The organism is Streptococcus sp. ST14 (genome assembly GCF_046098195.1).
Lineage (GTDB): Bacteria > Bacillota > Bacilli > Lactobacillales > Streptococcaceae > Streptococcus.
In genome coordinates this window covers 32,385-53,681 of the sequence record NZ_JBJUSF010000015.1, presented here as the reverse complement: position 1 = coordinate 53,681, position 21,297 = coordinate 32,385, and the positions used below count along the sequence as shown (strand labels likewise).

13 protein-coding genes and 1 pseudogene are annotated in these 21,297 nt (G+C 35.6%); 3 read left to right on the top strand and 11 right to left on the bottom strand.

The window, feature by feature from the left end; genetic code table 11:
- Positions 1 to 100: 100 nt before the first annotated feature.
- The 3 genes from ACIY19_RS06370 to ACIY19_RS06360 form a co-directional block, all read right to left on the bottom strand.
- On the bottom strand, positions 101 to 334 hold the full coding sequence (locus ACIY19_RS06370) for a hypothetical protein (protein WP_049489831.1): 234 nt from the start codon (positions 332 to 334) through the stop codon (positions 101 to 103).
- A gap of 86 nt (positions 335 to 420) precedes the next feature.
- Positions 421 to 801 carry a rhodanese-like domain-containing protein gene (locus ACIY19_RS06365; protein ID WP_070569096.1) on the bottom strand — a complete coding sequence of 127 codons (381 nt, stop codon included), beginning with the start codon at positions 799 to 801 and terminating at the stop codon, positions 421 to 423.
- Complete coding sequence (locus ACIY19_RS06360; RefSeq protein WP_049477930.1) at positions 798 to 1,091, bottom strand: YqgQ family protein; 294 nt, start codon at positions 1,089 to 1,091, stop codon at positions 798 to 800. The genes ACIY19_RS06365 and ACIY19_RS06360 overlap by 4 nt, the downstream gene beginning before the upstream one ends.
- 41 nt (positions 1,092 to 1,132) lie before the next feature.
- On the opposite strand from ACIY19_RS06360, the gene ACIY19_RS06355 reads away from it, so the two are divergent.
- Positions 1,133 to 2,041: a LysR family transcriptional regulator gene (locus ACIY19_RS06355; RefSeq protein ID WP_001222578.1), complete on the top strand. Its 909-nt coding sequence runs from the start codon at positions 1,133 to 1,135 to the stop codon at positions 2,039 to 2,041.
- Between the two features lie 44 nt (positions 2,042 to 2,085).
- A complete protein-coding gene (locus ACIY19_RS06350) occupies positions 2,086 to 3,885 on the top strand; it encodes an N-acetylmuramoyl-L-alanine amidase (protein WP_409002983.1) in 1,800 nt (599 codons plus the stop codon).
- A 31-nt stretch (positions 3,886 to 3,916) separates the two neighbouring features.
- Here the strand turns inward: ACIY19_RS06350 and ACIY19_RS06345 are convergent, their stop codons facing one another.
- From ACIY19_RS06345 to ACIY19_RS06330, 4 genes are all read right to left on the bottom strand, one after another.
- Positions 3,917 to 4,228, bottom strand: coding sequence for a LiaF transmembrane domain-containing protein (locus tag ACIY19_RS06345; protein WP_247925565.1), 312 nt, complete (start codon positions 4,226 to 4,228; stop codon positions 3,917 to 3,919).
- 230 nt (positions 4,229 to 4,458) lie between these two features.
- On the bottom strand, positions 4,459 to 5,940 hold the full coding sequence (locus tag ACIY19_RS06340) for a hypothetical protein (protein WP_409002982.1): 1,482 nt from the start codon (positions 5,938 to 5,940) through the stop codon (positions 4,459 to 4,461).
- 156 nt (positions 5,941 to 6,096) lie between these two features.
- Positions 6,097 to 6,987, bottom strand: a complete 891-nt coding sequence (locus ACIY19_RS06335; RefSeq protein ID WP_409002981.1) for a hypothetical protein — start codon at positions 6,985 to 6,987, stop codon at positions 6,097 to 6,099.
- A 687-nt stretch (positions 6,988 to 7,674) separates the two neighbouring features.
- The gene (locus ACIY19_RS06330) at positions 7,675 to 14,106 is read right to left on the bottom strand and encodes a S8 family peptidase (RefSeq protein ID WP_409002980.1); all 6,432 of its coding nucleotides are present in this window, start codon (positions 14,104 to 14,106) and stop codon (positions 7,675 to 7,677) included.
- A gap of 504 nt (positions 14,107 to 14,610) precedes the next feature.
- Here ACIY19_RS06330 and ACIY19_RS06325 point away from each other — a divergent pair.
- Complete coding sequence (locus ACIY19_RS06325; protein ID WP_409002979.1) at positions 14,611 to 15,867, top strand: ISL3 family transposase; 1,257 nt, start codon at positions 14,611 to 14,613, stop codon at positions 15,865 to 15,867.
- Positions 15,868 to 15,960: 93 nt separating this feature from the next.
- Here ACIY19_RS06325 and ACIY19_RS06320 read toward each other — a convergent pair whose 3' ends face one another.
- The 4 genes and pseudogenes from ACIY19_RS06320 to ACIY19_RS06305 form a co-directional block, all read right to left on the bottom strand.
- Positions 15,961 to 16,746 carry an ABC transporter permease gene (locus ACIY19_RS06320; protein ID WP_409002978.1) on the bottom strand — a complete coding sequence of 262 codons (786 nt, stop codon included), beginning with the start codon at positions 16,744 to 16,746 and terminating at the stop codon, positions 15,961 to 15,963.
- A gap of 1 nt (position 16,747) precedes the next feature.
- Positions 16,748 to 17,566, bottom strand: coding sequence for an ABC transporter permease (locus ACIY19_RS06315; RefSeq protein ID WP_409002977.1), 819 nt, complete (start codon positions 17,564 to 17,566; stop codon positions 16,748 to 16,750).
- Between the two features lies 1 nt (position 17,567).
- Positions 17,568 to 18,559, bottom strand: a pseudogene (locus tag ACIY19_RS06310) (ATP-binding cassette domain-containing protein).
- Between the two features lie 293 nt (positions 18,560 to 18,852).
- Positions 18,853 to 21,069, bottom strand: coding sequence for an N-acetylmuramoyl-L-alanine amidase family protein (locus tag ACIY19_RS06305; RefSeq protein WP_200370240.1), 2,217 nt, complete (start codon positions 21,067 to 21,069; stop codon positions 18,853 to 18,855).
- Positions 21,070 to 21,297 lie beyond the last annotated feature (228 nt).

Sequence of the window (21,297 nt, the reverse complement as noted above, 5' to 3'; positions counted from 1 at the left end):
TATCATCATAACTCAATTTCATAATAAAACACCCCAAAAGTTAGATTTTTTCTGTCTAACTTTTGGGGTGCAGTACATTTAAAGCTTTTTTCTCTTTTGCTTATCTAAAAAATATTGCGATGGCTGCAATCCAGTTAAGAACAGAAACTACAAGTCCTACGATATTGAGAATTTTTTCTGTTTTATAGTCTAGTCCAGATTCTTTTTGGTATGAAAAAGCCAAGACCAATCCTATGATCCCCAAAATCAGACCCACTATTGGCGATAGCAAACCAAGGACGATAGATAAGATACCTAAAATAAGTGAAGGTTTTTTCTTTTGTTGTGAATTCATATTACAAAATCTCCTTAAATTTAATATAAATGATGATACCATAAAATGCTAGCTTTATCTATCATTCGACAGTTTTTTACAGAATCTTAGCTAGTCTTGACCTTCCCAATCCAAGAATCCAATCCATAAGAAAGGATATAAATCTCAGAGAAACCTTGTTTCTTCAAATAAAGTGCTGCATTGGTCACTCGTTGTCCGCGTTGGTTTTCGTAGAGAAGGACAGGTTTATCCTTACGAAGGGCTGCAAGGCTTGACTTCAACTGATTTGAAGGAATATTGCGAGCTCCGAGGATATGTTTTCTGTGAAATTCTGCTGGTTCACGGACATCAATCAATTGCCCTTTTCGAATCAAGGCTTCAAATTCTGCATTATCCACAATCTTAGCCGCACGACGAATACGAAGGTAGTTATAACCCATCCATGCCGCCATCGCTAGTACGATTCCCCACAAAACCCAAATTGTCATAAGTTCTTATCTCCATTTTTCTCTATGTAGTCTAATTCTATCTTGTGCTCTCTACGAAGAACAGCTTCCGCCTCTAGATAGTCTAGCTTGTCCATCAGACCTGCATCATAGATCCGAGAGAGTTCGAGCTTCATCAGTTCAATATCATACAAGCGCTTCCCCATGTAAACAATAATGCCAAACTGTTTGAGAAATTGCTGCACATCATAGAATGTTTTCATAGCTTTCATTCTAACAGATTTTAGACTTTTTTTCAATACCAGTTTGGGGCTTTCCTCTCTTCCTTTCATCTTCTTTGCTCATTCTTCACCAAGTATGGTACAATAAAAACATGAGAATTCAACAACTACACTATATTATCAAAATCGTCGAAACTGGCTCTATGAATGAGGCAGCCAAGCAACTCTTTATCACCCAACCCAGTCTCTCTAATGCTGTTCGAGACTTGGAAAATGAAATGGGCATTGAAATCTTTATCCGCAATCCCAAGGGAATTACCTTGACGCGTGATGGGATGGAGTTTCTCTCCTACGCTCGTCAAGTTGTCGAGCAAACTCAGCTTCTGGAGGAACGTTATAAAAATCCTATCGCCCACCGCGAACTTTTCAGCGTTTCCTCTCAGCACTATGCCTTTGTAGTCAATGCCTTTGTCTCTCTGCTCAAGAAAAGTGATATGGAGAAATACGAACTTTTCCTTCGTGAAACTCGGACTTGGGAGATTATCGATGACGTCAAGAACTTCCGTAGCGAGGTCGGTGTCCTCTTTTTAAACAGCTACAACCGCGATGTTTTAACGAAAATGCTAGATGACAATCACCTCTTAGCCCACCACCTCTTTACCGCTCAACCCCATATCTTTGTCAGCAAGACCAACCCTCTAGCTAAAAAAGACAAGGTCAAACTGGCTGATTTGGAAGACTTTCCTTATCTGAGTTATGACCAGGGGACGCACAACTCCTTCTACTTTTCAGAGGAGATTCTTTCACAAGAGCACCACAAGAAATCCATCGTAGTCAGTGACCGTGCCACCCTCTTTAATCTTTTGATTGGTTTGGATGGTTACACCATTGCAACAGGGATATTGAACAGCAACCTCAACGGAGACAATATCGTTTCCATTCCACTGGACATTGACGACCCGATTGAACTAGTCTATATCCAACATGAAAAAACCAGCCTGTCTAAGATGGGCGAACGCTTTATCGAATACTTACTAGAAGAAGTTCAATTCGATAATTAATAGAAAAATGAAAAAGGGAAAAAGAAAAAGTTAGGAAATAAAAAGTGAAAAAGATACTACTGACCAGTGCTTTAATCCTTTCAATCGCAGGATTAGCACCCGCATCCGTCTTAGGAGAAGAAAACACAACTCAATCCACATCTGCTGTCAAGGAAGCAATTGCCAAAGAAGAAAAGAAAGAGTCGAGTGTTGAGGAAAACTCTAAATCAGAAGTTCTTCCTAAAGTAGATGTGCAAGAAGACAAGCCCAAAAAAGAAGGATGGTACCAAGAAAATCATCACTGGCGCTTTTACCAAGATGATAAACCTGCTTTGAACTGGAAACAAATCCAAGGCAAATGGTACTACTTCGATCAAGATGGTAATCGTCTTCATTCTACTGTCTACAAAGGTTATGCCTTTGACCAAGATGGTGTCATGACAGAAAATAGCTGGACCAAACTGGACAATCAATGGTATTATGCTGATTCCTCTGGACGACTTGCTCAGAACACCTGGAAAAAAATCAATGGTTCTTGGTATTATTTTGACCAAACTGGAAGCATGCTCAGCAACACTGCCGTTGACGGCTATCTGCTCACAAAAAGCGGGGCTATGGCGGAAAAGGGCTGGACAAAATTAGATCAAATTTGGTACTATGTCGCTCCTTCTGGAAAGATCTCGCAGGATAAATGGGAGAAAATCAACGGTTCTTGGTATTACTTTGACAAAGACGGTGGAATGCTGAGTGCGACAACCTTCAAGGGCTACCTCTTCAACCAGAGCGGAGCTATGGCAGAAAACAACTGGGTCAAAATCAAGGATACTTGGTTCTATGCGAACGGGTCAGGGAGATATGTCCAAGAAAACTGGCAAAAGATTCAAGGTTCCTGGTACTCATTTGACCAGAATGGTGGGATGCTAGCAGACAAATGGAAAGAAAGCTACTACCTTAAAACCAGTGGAGCCATGGCGGAGAATGAGTGGATCTTCGATAAAGCCTACAAGAGCTGGTTCTATCTAAAAGCGGATGGTCGTTATGCAAATCAGGAGTGGATTGGAGCATACTACCTCAAGTCAGGTGGTTACATGGCAAAGAGCGAATGGATTTACGATAACTCTGACAAAGCACGCTACTACCTAGATGATAATGGACATTATGTTTCAGGAACTTACAAGATAGACGGTAAGGAACACCTGTTCCAAAAATACGGCCAATGGATTTCTGAAGTTTCAACTGAAGGTGGATTTGTAAAAGGCCAATACAGCAATACCATTTTCCTAGATCCTGGGCATGGTGGTCGAGATTCAGGTGCCTTTTACTACAATGTAGCTGAAAAAGATCTCAACATGCAGATTTACCGTAAGCTTCGTAGTAAGTTGGAAGAACTAGGTTACAAGGTCCTCACTTCTCGTGATAGTGATATTGACGTTGATTTTGTTACCGAACGTTCTCGTATGGTTAATAAAACCAACTCGGATATTTTTATCAGTATTCACTTCAACGCTACTGGTAATACCTACTCAAAAGCGAGCGGTATTCAAACCTACTCCTATAGCGATGAACCTGATTATCCAAGTAAGATTAATAAATACTGGCACAATCACCCAGATCGTATGAGTGAAAGCAAACGCCTCGCCACTGCCATCCACTCCTCTCTCCTAGCAGAAACAGGGGCCAAAGACGCTGGTCTGTTGGAGAGCAGCTATGCCGTACTACGCGAAACAGCCAAACCAGCCGTACTCCTTGAACTTGGTTATATGGATAATTTCACTGAAAGCCAACAAATCAGAGATAGTCGCTACCAAGATAAACTGGTCGCAGGCATCGTAAAAGGGATCCAAAAATATTACGCTGGTAAATAAAAATAAAGTCTCGAGAAACCTCGAGACTTTTCTATTTGTCTTCTTTTTTATCTGGAAAGAGATAGCCAATGCCTACACAAGCTAGCACTCCCGCACCAATCACCAAACCACTTGAAATTGGCAAGAGATCAAAAATAGCATTTGCAATGATAAAGGCGATAATCAAGCACATCAGACTAGCCTTGTAGTCTTTTTTCAAAAGATTTTCTAGAGTGAAATAGAGGAATAAGCCAACTGGAATCAGTGACCAGAGGTTGACATCTAAACTTGGCCATCCAACAGAACCGAAATACAAGACCAGCGCTGCAGCTACTAAAAATACAAGTCCCAATAATTTTTTCATTTTTTGTCTCCATTTTCTTTTTTATTGACTTGAGTTGTCTGATACTGACCCCTCACGTCCTTTACATGAACCATTATAGCAGAGGAATTTTTCAAGAACAAGCCCGTTTGCCTATCTGGTCAATATCTCTGTCTAAGTGGTTGAATATAAAAACGGAGAGAACAACGATTGTCCTCTCCAGATGTTATCTTTTTTTCAATCCACTACAGTTGATAAAGAGCCAAAAAATATTACTCAAATTTTTTCCAACTAAGTTTATCTGCATCTAACACTGTAGATTGATTTAAAAGATTTTGTAAACTCTCCTCGGTATATTTTTCTCCTTGCTTATCCTTTATATTAGGAGTATCTGCCTTTTTATGAGTTACTGGGTCTTCACTATTAATTGTTAAAGATAATACTTCAACAATCCTAGTTCCATCAAGTGTGAATTTGTACTGACTAAGACCATGTAGAAATGCACCCCCTGAACCATATTCCCAAAAACTACCATCTGTCATTGGATATACATGAGAACGATAGCCTCTTCCTGGGAAATTATCGACTATCTTATCACCTTCCAAAGTAAAAATACCGAAAATTTCACGTTTCCAAACTAATTTTGTATCATTAGTTGATACAGAATTTTCATTTGTTGTTCGGACTTCACTAGCTATAACCAGCTCATTTACACCATTGTGGTCAAAATCATATAAAGAATAATAAAGATCTCTAGGTTTACCGCTAGATAATATTTCACCATTGACAAATTTTGATCCTTGTATATATTGACCAGCTTTAATCGTTTTTAAATATTCATCCAATACAGGTTGATAATCTTTTTCAGTTCCTTTAATTTCTTCTTTGCTTTTTAGTCCTGATACTGTTACTTCTACAACATTTTCCTCAAATGTTTTTCCTTTTGACTTTAACTCTTTTAAATAAGAATCTTTAACCTTAAATGTTAATTTATCACCGTTCTTCAGATTTTTGGGTTTATCTGTTTGTTTGAATTCTAGAACAGAATTTGGACTATCTAAAAATTTACCATGGCCATCGACTCCTGTAAATTGAATATTTGCTTCTTTTATTAAATCTTCCGCTGAAACCTTCTCATATTCCTTTAAATTTTCAACTTTAAAAGTTTTCTTCTCAGATTTTATAGGAACATTAGGATTTGTAACTGTCACTGCAATAGTTACTTCTTCTCCATTTTTTAGTCCATTTTGCTTATCGATATCAATATGTACACTCTCAAACATTGATTTAATAAGTGGCATTTTAGAAGCATATCGAGGATCTGATTCTATTTTCTTTTGTCCATCTGGATCAGTAGCGAATAGTTTTGCTTGGTCTTTATCAACACCAGCTTTTTCTAAAATAATCTGCATCATCCAAGATTGAAATTCTGTCTCATTAGATTCCTTTAGTTCACCATCTCCATCGTAACCAGAAAATTCAACAGTTAGTACGTTGAATACACTTTTTGGTTGAGACTGAAAATAAATATAACCACCTAAAGAAAACAAAACAAGTAATAATACAATAAAAATTCCTACAGACTTCTTCCGATTAGTTGATACAAATTTCTTAATTTTTTCTAAGAAAGATTGTTTCTTTATTGATTTACTCCTATCCGCACTTAAATTTTTTAAATAAAGTGACAATTCTTCTGGTGTAGGTTTACGACCATTTTGCTCTTCAAATTGATTTATCCAATCTTTATTATTCATTCTTCTCTCCCAATTATTTTTCAATTAATGTTCTTAAACACTAATACCTAATCAAACAACCATAGATTGTCTGTTCTTAATTTCCACAAAAATTTTGTCTTGCTTAACTCATAAAACAACCTCACTAATTTTAAAATCCTAAGTTGTCAAATTAAGTTAGTTTTTTTTCTTTTCCTTAGATTCTAGAGAAGTTTTGATTGCTTCGCGTTCAGCCTGTAGTTGAGCTAAATTCTTCTCCTCTTCCTCAAGTTTACTAGTATCTGGTTTAACACGATAATAAAAATTTTCTGGTTCCGTAAACATACTAGGACTTTGTCCAGCCACAAGTCTATCTTCAGCAGTATTTGATTGATCAGTATACTGTCCAGCGGACTTGACAATGCCTCTAGGTATTGCATATAGCACAGCTCCTCCTGCCATTAAACCTTTTGGCCATATACCAAAAGAAGCTGTATCAGATTTAGGATGTTCTTGACCTTTTGGGACTTTTAATTCATAAGTAGATTCAACTTTTTGACCATCTCTATAGCCAATTGCATATATTTCACTAGACTCATTAATAGAGTCATTAATAACAAATTCTTTACCCGACGGTGTACGCCATGTACCTTTCAAACTTGATAAATCATTATTTCTTAATGCTTCAATATCCAGTTTCGGAACTGCAGTTTCTTCTTTTAACTTGTCAACTAACTTCTCTGACTCAGAGACCTTGCTATCTAAACTGGTTAGCTGTTCCTTGAGTTTTTGAATCTCCTCTTCTTTCTTCTTCTCATTCTCAGACGCTTTCGAAGTATCTATCGCTTCTTTACTTGTGTTCTCTTTTTTAGCAACTGAAGAAATGGCTTCATTTGACTCTTTCTTTGCGTTAGGTGATAATAAGAAGAGGCTTGCTAGGATTGCAACAACCAAGAGACTAATGGCAATGCCAATATAGACTTTTATTTTAAAAAACTTACCTCTAATCTTAGATGGAGAAGAGCCTCTCACTCCCTTCGAGACAGTTGTCTTAGGATCATTTGTCTCTTCATAATTTTTCTTAGTCATAGTATTTCTCCCATTTTTCACTATATTTTACCTATATCTTAAGCAAATTCACAAGATTTGTCAGTATCCATGAATGGATGGATTTTCAAAAGAAAACCAATCAACTAATCCTTAAATATTGGCATCAATAGAATCATCCATTAAACTCTATATCGAATTTATTAATATAAATTATACCATAATTTTTAAGAATTTTATATATTTTTATAGTCTAACTATGATAATGAAAAGGAGCTGCCCTTTCATATTATTCACTAATTTTATATTTATAAAAATGATTAAACAAACTTATTTACTTGTCAAATTTCAGATAGAGTAACCTTAAAATAAACACTCAAGAAGTGATTCAATCAAGAAATTATCTCACGCTTGTTAGGATTCACTTTGAGAAAATTAGCCTGTACTTCATCAAATAAATCTTGAGTTTTTACTATAATTGTAAAAGCACAATTTTGAATATATAGTTCGATACCGTATTTTATGAAGTTGGTAGAATCCAAAAAATCTTCCTATTTTCAATAAGAAGATTTTTTGTTATCTAAATGAAGTCCATTAATACATTCTAAAAGAGTATAATTATCAATGTAAACTTAAGAATTAAGTATTAAATAGTAATTGTCAGCAAATTGTTTCATCACCTCACTATCTAATCTCAGTACATAAACCATTTTTTCTATAGCTTTTGTCTTAATCTTGATTTTTTTTCTTCAATCCAAGAAAAGCTCCTACTATAAACATGATTCCGGCAGCTAATAGTGTCTGGGCTCCGCTTGCTGTTCCAGTTTTTGGCAACTCATTAGGACTGTTACTAGTTGATTTACTATTGATGTTGGTATTTTTATTAGTTAAGTTTCCTTGTTCATTTAGATAAACGTTCTTGTTAATTTCAAAGTTTTTATCATTTTCATCAGAAACAATACTGTTGACATCATTAGTTGAATCAGATTGTGTTTTTTCTTTCTTTTTCGATACATCAAAAGTAGGTTTATTTTCCTCCTCCTTTTTCTCCTCTATTTTCTTGAATACAGGTTTTATAAAGGTATCTTTTGATAGATTAAGAACATAGCCAGCGTCTTTTTTCCCTTCGAAACCAGAAATTTCCCAACCATCAAATTGGTATCCTTTTTCTAATTCACCCTTATAGACAGGTAACATAAAATCTTCTTCCGACACTATCGTTGAACTCATTTCTTTTCCATTTTGAATGGTCACAGTCACCGTATGAGGTTTTAATTCGCTTACCTCTCCCGTATCTTTGTTTAAAATGAATTCTTTTACGGTTGTATTTCTTGCAAAATCTTTTACAACAATCTTAATGTTTAGTGTCTTATCTGTTAGTTGTTTAATATCATCAAATGATTTATATTCTTTTCCATTTACATAAATATGTTTGTCTTGAATCTCACCATCGAATCCATTATTTCTTTTATCATTGATATTAAAGACTACAGATTTTCCGTCAGCATATTCGATACTAGTATTTCCTTTTGGATCAATCTTTACTTCTGGTTTAACATTATCATATAAAAATTGATAGTGTACTCCAACCGCTTTCGCATTCAAATCGCTATAGCCAGTTTGAAGATAAACATTTCCATCCATATCTGTTACCTTATCTGGAAATCCGTTTGCTTTATAGTCTTTCATTCCCCAGTCCATGATGTCGCCGTCTTTAACATTAAGCTTAATGTTAAAATCTCTAGTGTTATCAATGTGTAAATCTCCGTAGATTAAATAATTATCTACAACAGATTCATTAACTCTCAACTCCCAGTTAAAACCACCCTTATCAGAAATCTTACCTCTTAAATAAAACTCTGGATTTCGTACATAAATTTTATTAAATTTAGATGGATTAAAGTAGTTCTTGTCCATTGAAAGATTTACTGGTTTTGCATCAATAAATAACGTAGAGCCATCTTCTTTTATAGCTTCTACATTGGACTTATCCTCTCCAGTGTACTCTTTACCATCCTTACCAAATAATACAAGTTTAGAAGGATCTGCTACAAGATTTCCGTCTTTATCGATAGCTTCCCCTTTATCGTTCATTTTAAATGTAAACACTTGATACCTTACAATGTTAAAGCCGTCCAAAGCCGACATTAATACAGCTTGAGTACTTCTTCCATCTTCAACATTTCTACTGTCAGAATAAATTATTTTTTCTGAAAGGGCTCTTAGATTAGGATTGGCCTTTTGTATTTTTGCTATATCTTCCTTGCTATAGACTCCATTTCCTTCTAACATATCCGTTTTTCCAGGATTATAGGTAGTCACTTTTAGTGCATAGCCTTTTCTCAGAATGATATTATCCTTTAATAGATATTGTTGTTTTTCTGAATCAGAATAGATTTTACCAGATTCCATTTCAGTTAAATTATTTGGTTTATTCTTTGAAAGATCTCCTTCTCCTAATTCTATTATATTCCCATAACTTGATGCATAGGGATATTCTGTTTTAGTTTCCTTATTTTTTTCAGGCATTCTAATTTTAGTTTTAGCTTTTGTTTCACCCTTATCTTTTACAAGGATATTCATATCTCCTGAAAAAGCTAATCCATCCACAATATCATTAATATTAGCGTATAAATCAAATGTCATCGTTTTTGAGTGGGAATCATACTTGGTCGTTTTGATTTCTATCGATTTATAGTTATTACCATAATATACCTTGGCATTTTTAGAAACATTACTTATCTTTCCAAGAATTTCAAAGTGTCCATCTTTAGACGGGCTTAGAACACCATAAATTTTTGATTTGATTTCGTCAAGTTTTTCAGTTTCATATTCTAAGGCGCTACCATCGTCATAAGCAATGATATTTCCCTTATCATCGTATTTATAATCGTATTCTTCTGTCCTCTTACCAGTTTCACTTGTAAAGTCATCAACTTCTCTAAATTTCTTTTTAATGAGTTTCTTCAAGTCTTTACTTTCAAACTCTCTAATTGTTGAAATCGTTTTATGAATAGTCAAGCTAGATTTTTCTTCGATAGATTCTTCTTTTTCTTGATGATGTTCTACCTCAGCTGTCTCTTTGTTTAGGCTATCATCTTTAACACTTTTTAAATTCTTAAATTTAGATTCAGGAATTTCTCCAAGCTTTTGATATTTAGATGAATCTTGATCAGGATCTACTAGATAATAGGAAATCATCCCCTTTTCATCAGCATGATCAGCAAATTTAATTCTATGAATCTTTGTGAAATTGCTAGAGCCATCTAATGCAATGACTTCAATGATTTTTCCTCTTAAATCTCCTGCACCATTAATTTCATAAATGGTATTTCCGTCTTTGTCAAGTTTCCTATTTCTTCCTTGACCCTCACCTGCGTAAGTTACTTCAAGATTTTTCTCAACCTCTCCATCTTCATTAACAAGAGCGGCGCCAGCATACCAAACTTCGTTCGCAATCTCGTCAAATTTTTCAGGATGTTCTTTTTGATCTCTCGCAAATAGCGTTTCATTCTTATACTGATCTTTTACCTTATGATAAGTATCCTTTGTAATCAGCTTAATTTTTTCAGGATTTGAAAAATCAACCGAAACAATCTTAGGGGCGGTGTTATCAATTTTTACAGGAATATAGGAAACCTGCCATGGGTAATCTTTAGTTAATCTATATTTAAATTTATAGAAATATTGACCTTCCGCAATCGGTTCAAATTGACCTCTTATCTTAGTAGCAGGATCTTGATTATCCTTACTTTCTGGTGCATTTTCTTCTCTACCTCTAGGATTATAGATGAGTCCATCCCACTTCAAGTCACCCCAAACTTTTAGTTTAGATGATTTGATTCCCTTTGCATCATTGCTTTTAGAATTTAAAATTCCTCTAATAAAGTGTTCTCTCGAAATGACTTTTAAGTCTCTTTGATTTTCTCCCTCTTTATTTGTATTTACTATTGAAATCAATCCTTCTTCTGCACTTCTTAATACAAGTGGAGAAGGTGTTAATCCTCTTTCAAGTTGAGCATCTTGAGGATTTCCATTTGAATCTAAAGGATAAATGTTAGCAATCTTAGAACCACTTGATGATGGAGCGTTGATCCCTTGGTTATTGAAAGCAAATAATTCTGGATTTTGATCCAGGGATGTTGTATTTTTATCTTTTCTATTTTGTATAACTCCTGCTGGATTAAATTTATCTATACCATGTTCTCCACCAATTCCCTTATTTAAGGTTCCTGGAATTTTCGGTTTACCATCATCATCATAACCTCCCAGTGTTTTTGATCTTGACCCTTCTTCCCAAGCCCATTTATCAAGGATTGGTTCGTGGTTCCAATTCCCAGCAAATCCCATTAGAGGCATCGACAAAGAAGGTTGGAAGTTTATTTTCTTCCCGTTGGAGTTTAGAGCTTCCATTTCCTCCACTGACTCAAAATGAATAAATGATTCTACAAATTTATTTTTGTTTTTGGCCTCTCCAACATTTATAACCGCATTCAAATCAAAGCTAGAATTTGCGCCTATAGTGAAAGTATCATGCTCAAATGTGATATTTGCTCCTTTGACTTTTTCTGGGTGAATTTCTGGAACAATTTGCTTACCATCTGGAGATTTTTCATCTTTATATGTTTCATCAAGTTTTAATCTGTCAGTTAGAGAATCTGTAGTTATCGCTGATGCTGAAACTTTAAAAGTCAAAGGTCTGTTTGATGTATTGTGAAGCTTGATTGTAAAGTATTTTTTATCACCTTTTATTTCTTTAAGAGAAATGGAACCATATGAGTTTACCAAACCTTTAGAATCAGTGTTTTTGAAAGTTGCTACAACTTCATTTCTCAAAGCATTGGCCACATTAATTAGGCCTGCTCCCTGTTGTCTAGGTGATGCAAAGTATTGACTTTTTTCTTTCCAAGAAGTTGCATCCATCATCGGTCTTGCAGTATTTTGTAGGGCAATTTTTGTAAGACTTGTAAGATCTATTTTGTCATCTCCCTTAAGATTTTTCAATACAGGTCTTTCAAGCATTTCCTTTAATTTCGGTCTAATCAAAACAGTAGAAGCTGCCACGATTGGAGTCGCCATACTAGTTCCTGACATATAGCCATAAGTTGATTTGCCATTAATAACATTAAGCGTGGATTTAATATTTTTACCAGGTGCTGAAACATCGGGTTTTAAAAGTAAATCTATTCTTGGCCCCCAAGATGTAGATCCTGCTGGAACGATGATATCTTCTTTATAGAGTTCTTTGTCTGTGTCAGGTGCAAACTTAAAGTCAATCTCTTTTTCGTCACCTACATTCGGTTTGTTGGAATTAAAACTTTCCATATCAATTGGATAGTATTGCTCCAATTTATCTTTAAAATCTTCTTTATTATTTCTTTTGACTTCAGTTTTTTTATCAGGATTAATCATGTTCCATAGCTTTACACCATCATCTCCTGAAATTGAAAACACTTGACTTTTAGTACCTTCATCCGCTTCATATCCCATAGCTGGAAGCTCTGTCCAATTATCTCTATTGTAGTAATTTACAGTATTTACAACCATAATGGCGCGTGCACCCTTATCCATAGCTTTTTTAAAAGCATTTTTTAAATCCTTTGTATAAATTCTATCCATTACTGCAATTTTGCCCCTAAGATCCAAACCTATCAAATCTTGGTCTTGCCCCTTGCCTATATATACAAATTTTAATTTACTAGGAGCTTTTGTTCCATCTTCATTTGTTGTGATTTTATTCTTATCGAAAAAGGCCCCTATATTTCTGTATTTAAAACTTTCTCCACCTATGTTAACTTTATCAAACTCAACTGTTTGATTTTTAGCAGAAGCGACCGCTATCGCATCTTCATGTGCTGCAGTTCGTGTTACATTTCCAGTGTCGGTCATTTTCAGATGATTATTTGCTACTAAATCCCATGAAGAACTTGAAGCAGAAGTCGCATAGTTACCCGTAGCGACAACCATTGGAATGCCTGCTTTTCTTAATGCCCGAATAGCTTGCCAATATTTCTCACCTACAAGACCTGTTCCTGTAAAACCAGATGATACCGAAACAACATCAACGTTGTGTTTGATAGAATCTTCAATAGCATGAAACATTGTTTCATCACCCGCAAACCCAGATCCTGCGTCAGAATACATTTTGTAAGAGAAAATTTGTGCATTAGGTGCAATTCCATCTATGCCGTTAAAGTTTTTGATGTCTTGTTCAGTATCATTTCCAGCAAGAATCCCTGCAATATGCATCCCATGTGGGTCAAAATAATCCCTTCCATCATCATATTTTTCTACAGTGATTTTGCCACCATTATAATAATTGAACGCATGAGGGATTTTATCACTCAACCAATAATTTTTATCAGTGCCTTTTAAGTCTTCTTTTTTAAATCTCATTGAGGCTTTGGCATCATCATCGATTCTCATAGCCTTATGTCTATAATCTGTTCCAGTATCGATATTTGAAATGACCATACCTCTACCATCAAAATTTTTCCCAAACGGAGCATTGATAGACTTTAGGTAATCAATAGCTTCCTCAACTCCAATTTCCTTTCTGGCATGATTCATCATGGGTTGGACTTTTTGTGCCCTTTCAACCGATGAAATACCTTCTATTTGTTTAATTTTGTCCAAGTTATCTGGAGTTGTTTCAATGGCAGCGCCATTAAAAATCGTATTATAGGTATATAAAACTTTTGTATCCTCAAGATTGGATAGTTCCTTAATTACTTTTTCTCCAGATTCTTTATCTTTAAATTCAGCAATATAGACAAGTTTATCTTCTTTTTTAGGATTTTCTGTATCTTTATTTACAAATGAGTTCGCATCATCTCCTTTGGATTGATTGGAGTCTTCTTTGATACTTGCTCCTTCGTTACTAGTTTTTTTGTCTATCTCAGAATTTTTACTAACAACTTCTTTTTCCTCAATAACTGTTGTCTTCTTCTCCTCAGTATCCTTTGAAGTTTCTATAACATTATGAAGTTCTTCAGATTGTTCATTGTTTTTTGTTTCTTTATCTGCTACTACTTTTTCTTTATCAGAAATTCTTAAAGCATCTTCAGAACTAGTTGTATCTGCTAAAATCACCTCATTGGGGGCATATGCTGCTAAAATAACTGCAGCAGTAGTTAATGACAATACCGTACTTTTTTTCATTATAATTCCTTCATTTTTTATTTTAAACCCAATAGATAGAAAACTTTAACCTTGCTAGCCTTTGTTATAAAAAGTTTTATGACGTATCATCTAGTGGGGTAGAGTAGTACATTTATATATAATTGTTAGCTCTCTGAAAAATAGTATACCAATTAAAAAAATTTAAGTCAAGAAAAATTAACCCGGGTTAATTTTTTTTTTAATACATGTTAACAAATAGTCTAGTCAATAAATATTATAGTTAACTGGCTACAATATAAACTCATTCCTACCATCAAAAATATTATCAATTAACTGGAATAACTACCAAAATTACAAAAATGGGGTATGGATACAATTTATGCATCAATAAATATATAAAAACAACCGCTATAATTTTCGGCTCTATAATATTTGTAGTGGGTAAATCCCTTATAGATATTATGGAGCCTATTTTGTTGTAGAAAAAAAGTCCCATAAGATCTATAATAAAAAGCGATCAAACAACTCATTAGAAAGATTCATATGGAACAATTACATTTTATCACAAAACTACTCGATATCAAAGACCCTAATATCAAATTTATGGATATCATCAATAGGAATACTCACAAAGAAATCATCGCTAAACTAGATTATGAGGCACCATCTTGCCCTGATTGCGGAAGTCAAATGAAGAAATATGACTTCCAAAAACCGTCGAAAATTCCTTACCTCGAAACGACTGGTATGCCTACTAGAATTCTCCTTAGAAAGCGTCGTTTTAAGTGCTACCAGTGCTCGAAAATAGCGGTCGCTGAGACTCCTCTAGTAAAGAAAAATCATCAAATCCCTCGTATCATCAACCAAAAAATTGCTCATAAGCTGATTGAAAAGACTTCTATGACCGATATTGCACATCAGCTTTCCATTTCAACTTCAACTGTCATTCGAAAACTCAATGACTTCCGTTTTAAGCATGATTTTTCTCATCTTCCTGAGATTATGTCCTGGGACGAGTATGCCTTTACAAAGGGAAAAATGAGTTTCATTGCACAAGACTTTGATAATCTCAACATTATCACCGTTCTTGAAGGTAGAACACAAGCTATCATCCGAAATCACTTTCTGCGCTACGATAGAGTCGTTCGTTGTCAGGTGAAAATCATTACTATGGATATGTTTAGTCCTTATTATGCCTTGGCTAAACAGCTTTTTCCATGTGCTAAAATCGTTCTAGATCGATTTCACATTGTACAACACTTAAGCCGTGCTATGAGTCGTGTTCGTGTCCAAATCATGAATCAATTTGAGCGAAAATCTCATGAATACAAGGCTATCAAACGCTACTGGAAGCTCATCCAGCAGGATAGTCGTAAACTGAGTGATAAACGTTTTTATCGCCCTACTTTTCGTATGCACTTAACGAATAAAGAGATTCTAGACAAGCTTTTGAGCTATTCAGAAGAGTTGAAACACCACTACCATCTCTATCAACTCTTACTTTTTCACTTTCAGAACAAGGAGCCAGACAAATTCTTCGGACTTATTGAGGACAATCTTAGGCAGGTTCATCCTCTTTTTCAGACTGTCTTTAAAACCTTCCTAAAGGACAAAGAAAAGATTGTCAACGCCCTTCAACTACCCTACTCCAACGCCAAATTAGAAGCAACAAATAATCTCATTAAACTCATCAAACGCAATGCCTTTGGATTTCGGAACTTTGAAAACTTCAAAAAACGGATTTTTATCGCTCTGAATATCAAAAAAGAAAGGACGAATTTCGTCCTTTCTAGATCTTAGCTTTTCATCAACCCACTACAGTTGACAAAGAGCCTAATTTTCAACGGTTGTTTGTAACATATTTAATTTTTAACTCTCATTCTATTTTATCTCTTACGAACCCGCACTTTCGTAGGCATCCAAGCCCTTGTCCCATAGTTTCAAAGAAATGACAAAGAAGACAAGGGAAATCAAAATCAACCCACCAATGTTAAAGAGCCCGTCTTTGTCCTGCAAGAAATAGCTGGCAGGATAGTAGGCCGTAAAGGCGAAAGGCACGATAAAGCTAATCAACCAACGAAGGAGCGAATTGTAAATGGAAATCGGGTACTTGGCAAAGTCATTAAACATATAGAAAATGTAAATCATGGCACCTGACTGCTTGGTCCAAAAAGCGATACTGGCAGTCGCGATTTTCAAGGAAGTATAGATCAAGGTCGCAAAAGGAATGCAAACTAAGAAAATCAGGAATTTTGGAAGAGTCCAAGCAATGCTAATCACTGTTGTTCCCAGTAGGATACCACCGACCAAGAGTTCGCCCAAGGCATCAATCTGAAAGGTCTCAACGAGGATATGGAAGAGCGGATTGATAGGACGCGTCAGGTACTTGTCAAACTCTCCTTTTCGCACCAAACGTTGCCCCAGAGCCCAGAGATTGTCAAAAAAGAGATGGTCCAAACCCTTGGGAATCAAGGAGAAACCATAAATAAATGCAATTTCTTGAAAGGTCCAACCTTCTAGGGATGGAATATGTTGAAAGATGACATTGAGAAACAAGAGGTTCAGGCCTTGAGTCAGAAAAACTCCCAAGACACCAACCACAAAATCGACCTTGTATTCCATGATTTGCTTGATGTATTGTCTGATAAAAATCAGATGCATACGCTGATATTTTTTCATACTAACCTCCTTGAATGGTGATAAAGGACTGGACTCGTTTCCAAATCAACTGAGACAAGCCCACCATCACTAAGAGCCAGAAGAACTGCAAAGCGAGCGCCTGAAGAATCTGACTGGCATCGTATTTCCCAACAATGATCATGACTGGGGTGTAGATCAAGGATGAAAAAGGCAAGAAGGACAGAATATCTGAAACGATTTTAGGAAAGAAAGCCAAGGGAATCAAACTTCCAGACATAAAGGCAACTATGGAGGTCTTGAGTAGATTGGAACCCCATAGATTTTTAAATACAAAGGCTGAAAAACCAAAACAGATATTAAAGAAAAAATTAATCAGGTAGGCTAGGGTTAAGCTAAAGAGATAAATAACAGTTAAGCCCAGCACTTCTACAATCCCTTGCCCCGATAAGACTTTCATCAAAACAATCACACTTAAAAATGGCAGTCCAACAGAGATAAAAATCAACCACTTGGATCCAAGCTCGGTAAAGAGGTAAGAAGCCGCAAAATGCACTGGTCGCAACAAGCGCATGATAATGGAACCATCCTTGACCTCCTCCCCAATCATAAAGGACGAATCCGACCTGGTCAGAAGATTAGTCACAAAACTCATGATGATGTAGAGGGTGATATCTGCCATACTAAAGCCTTGAATCAAGGACTCCTGCGAGGAATCAAAGACCGCCTTCCAGAGATAGAAGGCGACAAAAGCCCCCATAACATCACCAATCCGATAGAGAATAAAGTTGACTCGATAGGTAATCAACTCCTGAACACCTGCATTGATAAAGGGTTTATAACGTCTCCACAATTTGACCATCTTAGAGCTCCTTTCGATAGAAGCGACGGATAATATCCTCAATATCCGTATCTACCATCTTCAAATCGCGGATTTCAAAATCAGACAGGGTTTGCTTGATAATATCAGCCGACTGGTAGCGGGAACTATCGAATTCAATATTGAGACTGTTTCCTTGTCTATCAATGGTCATATCCGAAAAATCTTCATAGTGAGAGACGAGGTGACTTTGACCTGGTACCAGTTCAAAGGAAAGTGTCTTCATCTTGCCAAAGGTCTCCTTGAGCTGACTCACCGTTCCATCAAAAATCTCCTGTCCCTTGTCAATCATGAAAATCCGATCACAGAGCTGCTCAATATCACTCAGGTCATGAGTGGTTAAGAGAATGGTAGTCTCTTCTTCCTGATTAATTTGAGTAATGGCCCGACGAATATTGTCCTTGACCGAAACATCCAAACCAATGGTCGGCTCATCTAAAAAGAGAACCTTAGGATTGTGGAGCAAGGAAGCCGCAATATCTGCCCGCATCCGTTGACCAAGTGAAAGAGTCCGCACAGGGTCCTTGATAAATTCCTTCAAATCCAAGACTTCATTCAAAAAGTCCATGCGCTTATGGAAGAGCGAGTCTGGCACATCGTAAATCTCTTTTAAGACCGTGTAGGTCTCTTGCAGAGCCAAATCCCACCATAGCTGAGTACGTTGACCAAAGACCACCCCAATATCCTTGACATAGTCTTGACGATTGTCCTGCGGAATCTTGCCGTTAATCCGACAAAAACCAGATGTCGGTTTCAAAATCCCTGTCAGCATTTTGATGGTTGTCGACTTCCCAGCACCATTTGCGCCGATAAACCCTAGAATCTGCCCCTTGGGAACCTCAAAGGTCAAATCCTTGACCGCTTCAAAGGTCTGCTTTTCAGGATGAATAAAGGAGCGCAAAGCTCCCTTCAAACCTGGTTCCTTTACTGTCTTCACAAATTTTTCTGAAGATGTTCCACTTCTATCATTGCCATAAATCTCTCCCTATCGCAAGGAATAGCAACATTGTATTTTTGACTACAAATATCTAAATCCTTACTTTCTACACCTTCTCAATATTATTACAGAAGGCTTTATACCAACCTATTATACTCCAATAAAAAATAGAATGCAAGCGTTTGCCTACAGATTATGAAATTAGAGATTTCACTCTTAAAATAATACTTTTAATCAAAAATTCTGGTTTAATCGTTTCCTTATAATACAAAGAAAACCTGCCCAGAAGGGCAGGTTTGTATTAAAAATGATTTTACCTCAAATTTTCAATTTAATCAATACATTCTCCATTTTCATTAACTCTATACCCGTCTATTGTAGTGCTAACTGCGAGTTCTCCTGAAGAATATAAATAATACCATTTTTCGCCAATTTGGAACCAACCAGTTACCATTGATCCGTCTTCATTTAAATAATACCATTTCCCTGAATCTTGAATCCAACCTGTCGCCATAGATCCATTATCTTTCAAGTAATACCAGACATCATTATACTTAAACCAACCTGTTACAAGGACTCCATCATCACTTAGATAGTACCAATGTTCATTATCTTGAATCCACCCCCTTGCTAAAGAGCTGCTATTATTTAGATAGTACCAAGCACCATCATTTTGTTTCCATCCTGATTCCGATGAGTCTTGAACATCATTTATTACTTGAACAGCCTCAATAATTTCCTTCAATTCAACTCGTTTTCTATCTTTTATGACAGATTTAATTTTTTCCTCAACAAATTCTTTAGCAAAATTTCGACTGTTCTCTTTTTTCTGGAACATATTTTTTAATAAACCTTCTAAATGTTCATTAAAGACAGCTTCTTGTATTTTATTAAATTCTTCCTGAGATAAAGAAATTACCATCACAAGATCAATAAATTCTTCTTTTAATTGAGCAAACATTTCCACGCGATCATCTTCTATAAATTGATCAGCAATTAATTTTACACCAAAACCTCCTGCAATACCACCAATAATTGCTCCTGCAGCTACTCCAAAAGGTCCAGCAATTGCACCACCAACTGCACCTGCACCTGCACCTGCAAGCATTCCACCTCCAGCAACTGCTACATTTTTTAATAGCTGTTGTGAAGAAATTCTTCCTAATAGGGCATCAAAGATATCTGGTGTGATAATAACTGCAAACGATATCACCGGTGCAGCTCGTCTTGCAACCACTTCAGCTGTAATTTTTTTTCCAAAAAAATCATTAATTTGTTTTGTAAATATTTTTGCGAATTGCTGTGACGCAACATAGATACTAGTTCCCATAGCTAGGGTTCGTAGTCCTGCTTTACCAGCCATTAGAGCTGCATCTTTGGTTTCTGCACCCGACCATTTAGCCTGAGAAAAGACAATAACAAAGCTTATACCTACACCTGGTAATGAATTAATAGCTCCATCAATTGCATCAAATTTAATTGATGTTAAATTTCCTCCTTGAGCTATCAATCTTGACTCTCTATAGGTAATATGTCCCTTTCTGATATAATTTTTCGCTTCTTCTGGGTTATTAACTCCCTCAACTTTTCCTTGTCTAATTTTTTCTCCAAATAACTCTACTGCTTTATCATATTGATCTTTTGGAACTTCTAATTGCATTCCTTTGTATTTGTACATTCCACTTTCAGAATCGAAAGCTGAGTTAACTGTTCCAGTTGCTCTTGCATAATATTTGGTCTGAATCTTTTGATTTCCGACTTGCCGATCTGCACCGTTTTTTGCATTGTTTTGACCAATTTGTTTGACATCTTGAAAAGGATATTTAATCCTATCAATTACATTATTAGCATATTCGGCAGCATGACCATGCCCAGATGGAGCACTAACCATTGCATTTATTTGAGCTTTATGCAATCTATCACCAACACTTAATAAAATCCAGGAAATAATTCCTATTTCACTTCCTCTTCTAAAGGTAGTTGAATTAACATTCTTTTTACCAATTTTTAATAACTGTGTATTTAAATTTTCAACTTGTACATCATTTGTATAACCAGAAGCAATCAATTCATTCAATTCTCTAACAACATAGTTCAAACTATTCGAGACATTCAAACGTTTAATAATCCCATATGGGTAGTAAAATGCTAACTGATCATTATCATCTACCTCTACTTTCCATAAATTGGAAAATGGGAAAAATTGTACGTTACACCTTTCTTGATCTTTGATTTGCATTTTTTCGAAAATTCCATACTGGGTTAAGAGTAAACCATATTCTGTGAAATCTTCTTCCTTTAAACTTCTAACCGGAGAATAACCAAAATATTCAAATTCAGTATTAGAGAATTCATTATAAAATTCTTGTTCTGACTCAATAAACCACTTAGCCCGTCCATAAGGTACTGACTCACCATAATAATCAAATCCATTCTGTGCAATAGACCTAAATACTCGTCTAACACTATCCTCACTGTGAGTATGAACCTCTTTAATTTTTCTTTTCCAAAAAAAATACTGAAAAAAACTGATTATATTTTCTTTCATACTTGATAATAACCTCTCCACTATTACTAACCATTTTTTAAAATCATTGGCTCCCTTAACTTCTAGTATAGAGTTAAATTAATGATATTGAATAATACTTCAGAAATTGTCTATAAACTCCCTGACGCTTACAAATTAGTTAATTCAATTATAGCAAAAGGATAATATAAAATCTATACCAAATATAATAACTTTAGTTCGTGTAAAGAATGGAAATATAGAGTAAGT

Bases quoted from the DNA above. Each gene is read 5' to 3' on its own strand.
- ACIY19_RS06355 (WP_001222578.1), top strand. From the start codon at position 1,133: ATGAGAATTCAACAACTACACTATATTATCAAAATCGTCGAAACTGGC.
- ACIY19_RS06365 (WP_070569096.1), bottom strand. From the start codon at position 801: ATGACAATTTGGGTTTTGTGGGGAATCGTACTAGCGATGGCGGCATGG.
- ACIY19_RS06315 (WP_409002977.1), bottom strand. From the start codon at position 17,566: ATGGTCAAATTGTGGAGACGTTATAAACCCTTTATCAATGCAGGTGTT.
- ACIY19_RS06325 (WP_409002979.1), top strand. From the start codon at position 14,611: ATGGAACAATTACATTTTATCACAAAACTACTCGATATCAAAGACCCT.
- ACIY19_RS06370 (WP_049489831.1), bottom strand. From the start codon at position 334: ATGAATTCACAACAAAAGAAAAAACCTTCACTTATTTTAGGTATCTTA.
- ACIY19_RS06345 (WP_247925565.1), bottom strand. From the start codon at position 4,228: ATGAAAAAATTATTGGGACTTGTATTTTTAGTAGCTGCAGCGCTGGTC.
- ACIY19_RS06340 (WP_409002982.1), bottom strand. From the start codon at position 5,940: ATGAATAATAAAGATTGGATAAATCAATTTGAAGAGCAAAATGGTCGT.
- ACIY19_RS06335 (WP_409002981.1), bottom strand. From the start codon at position 6,987: ATGACTAAGAAAAATTATGAAGAGACAAATGATCCTAAGACAACTGTC.
- ACIY19_RS06305 (WP_200370240.1), bottom strand. From the start codon at position 21,069: ATGAAAGAAAATATAATCAGTTTTTTTCAGTATTTTTTTTGGAAAAGA.
- ACIY19_RS06330 (WP_409002980.1), bottom strand. From the start codon at position 14,106: ATGAAAAAAAGTACGGTATTGTCATTAACTACTGCTGCAGTTATTTTA.
- ACIY19_RS06320 (WP_409002978.1), bottom strand. From the start codon at position 16,746: ATGAAAAAATATCAGCGTATGCATCTGATTTTTATCAGACAATACATC.
- ACIY19_RS06360 (WP_049477930.1), bottom strand. From the start codon at position 1,091: ATGAAAGGAAGAGAGGAAAGCCCCAAACTGGTATTGAAAAAAAGTCTA.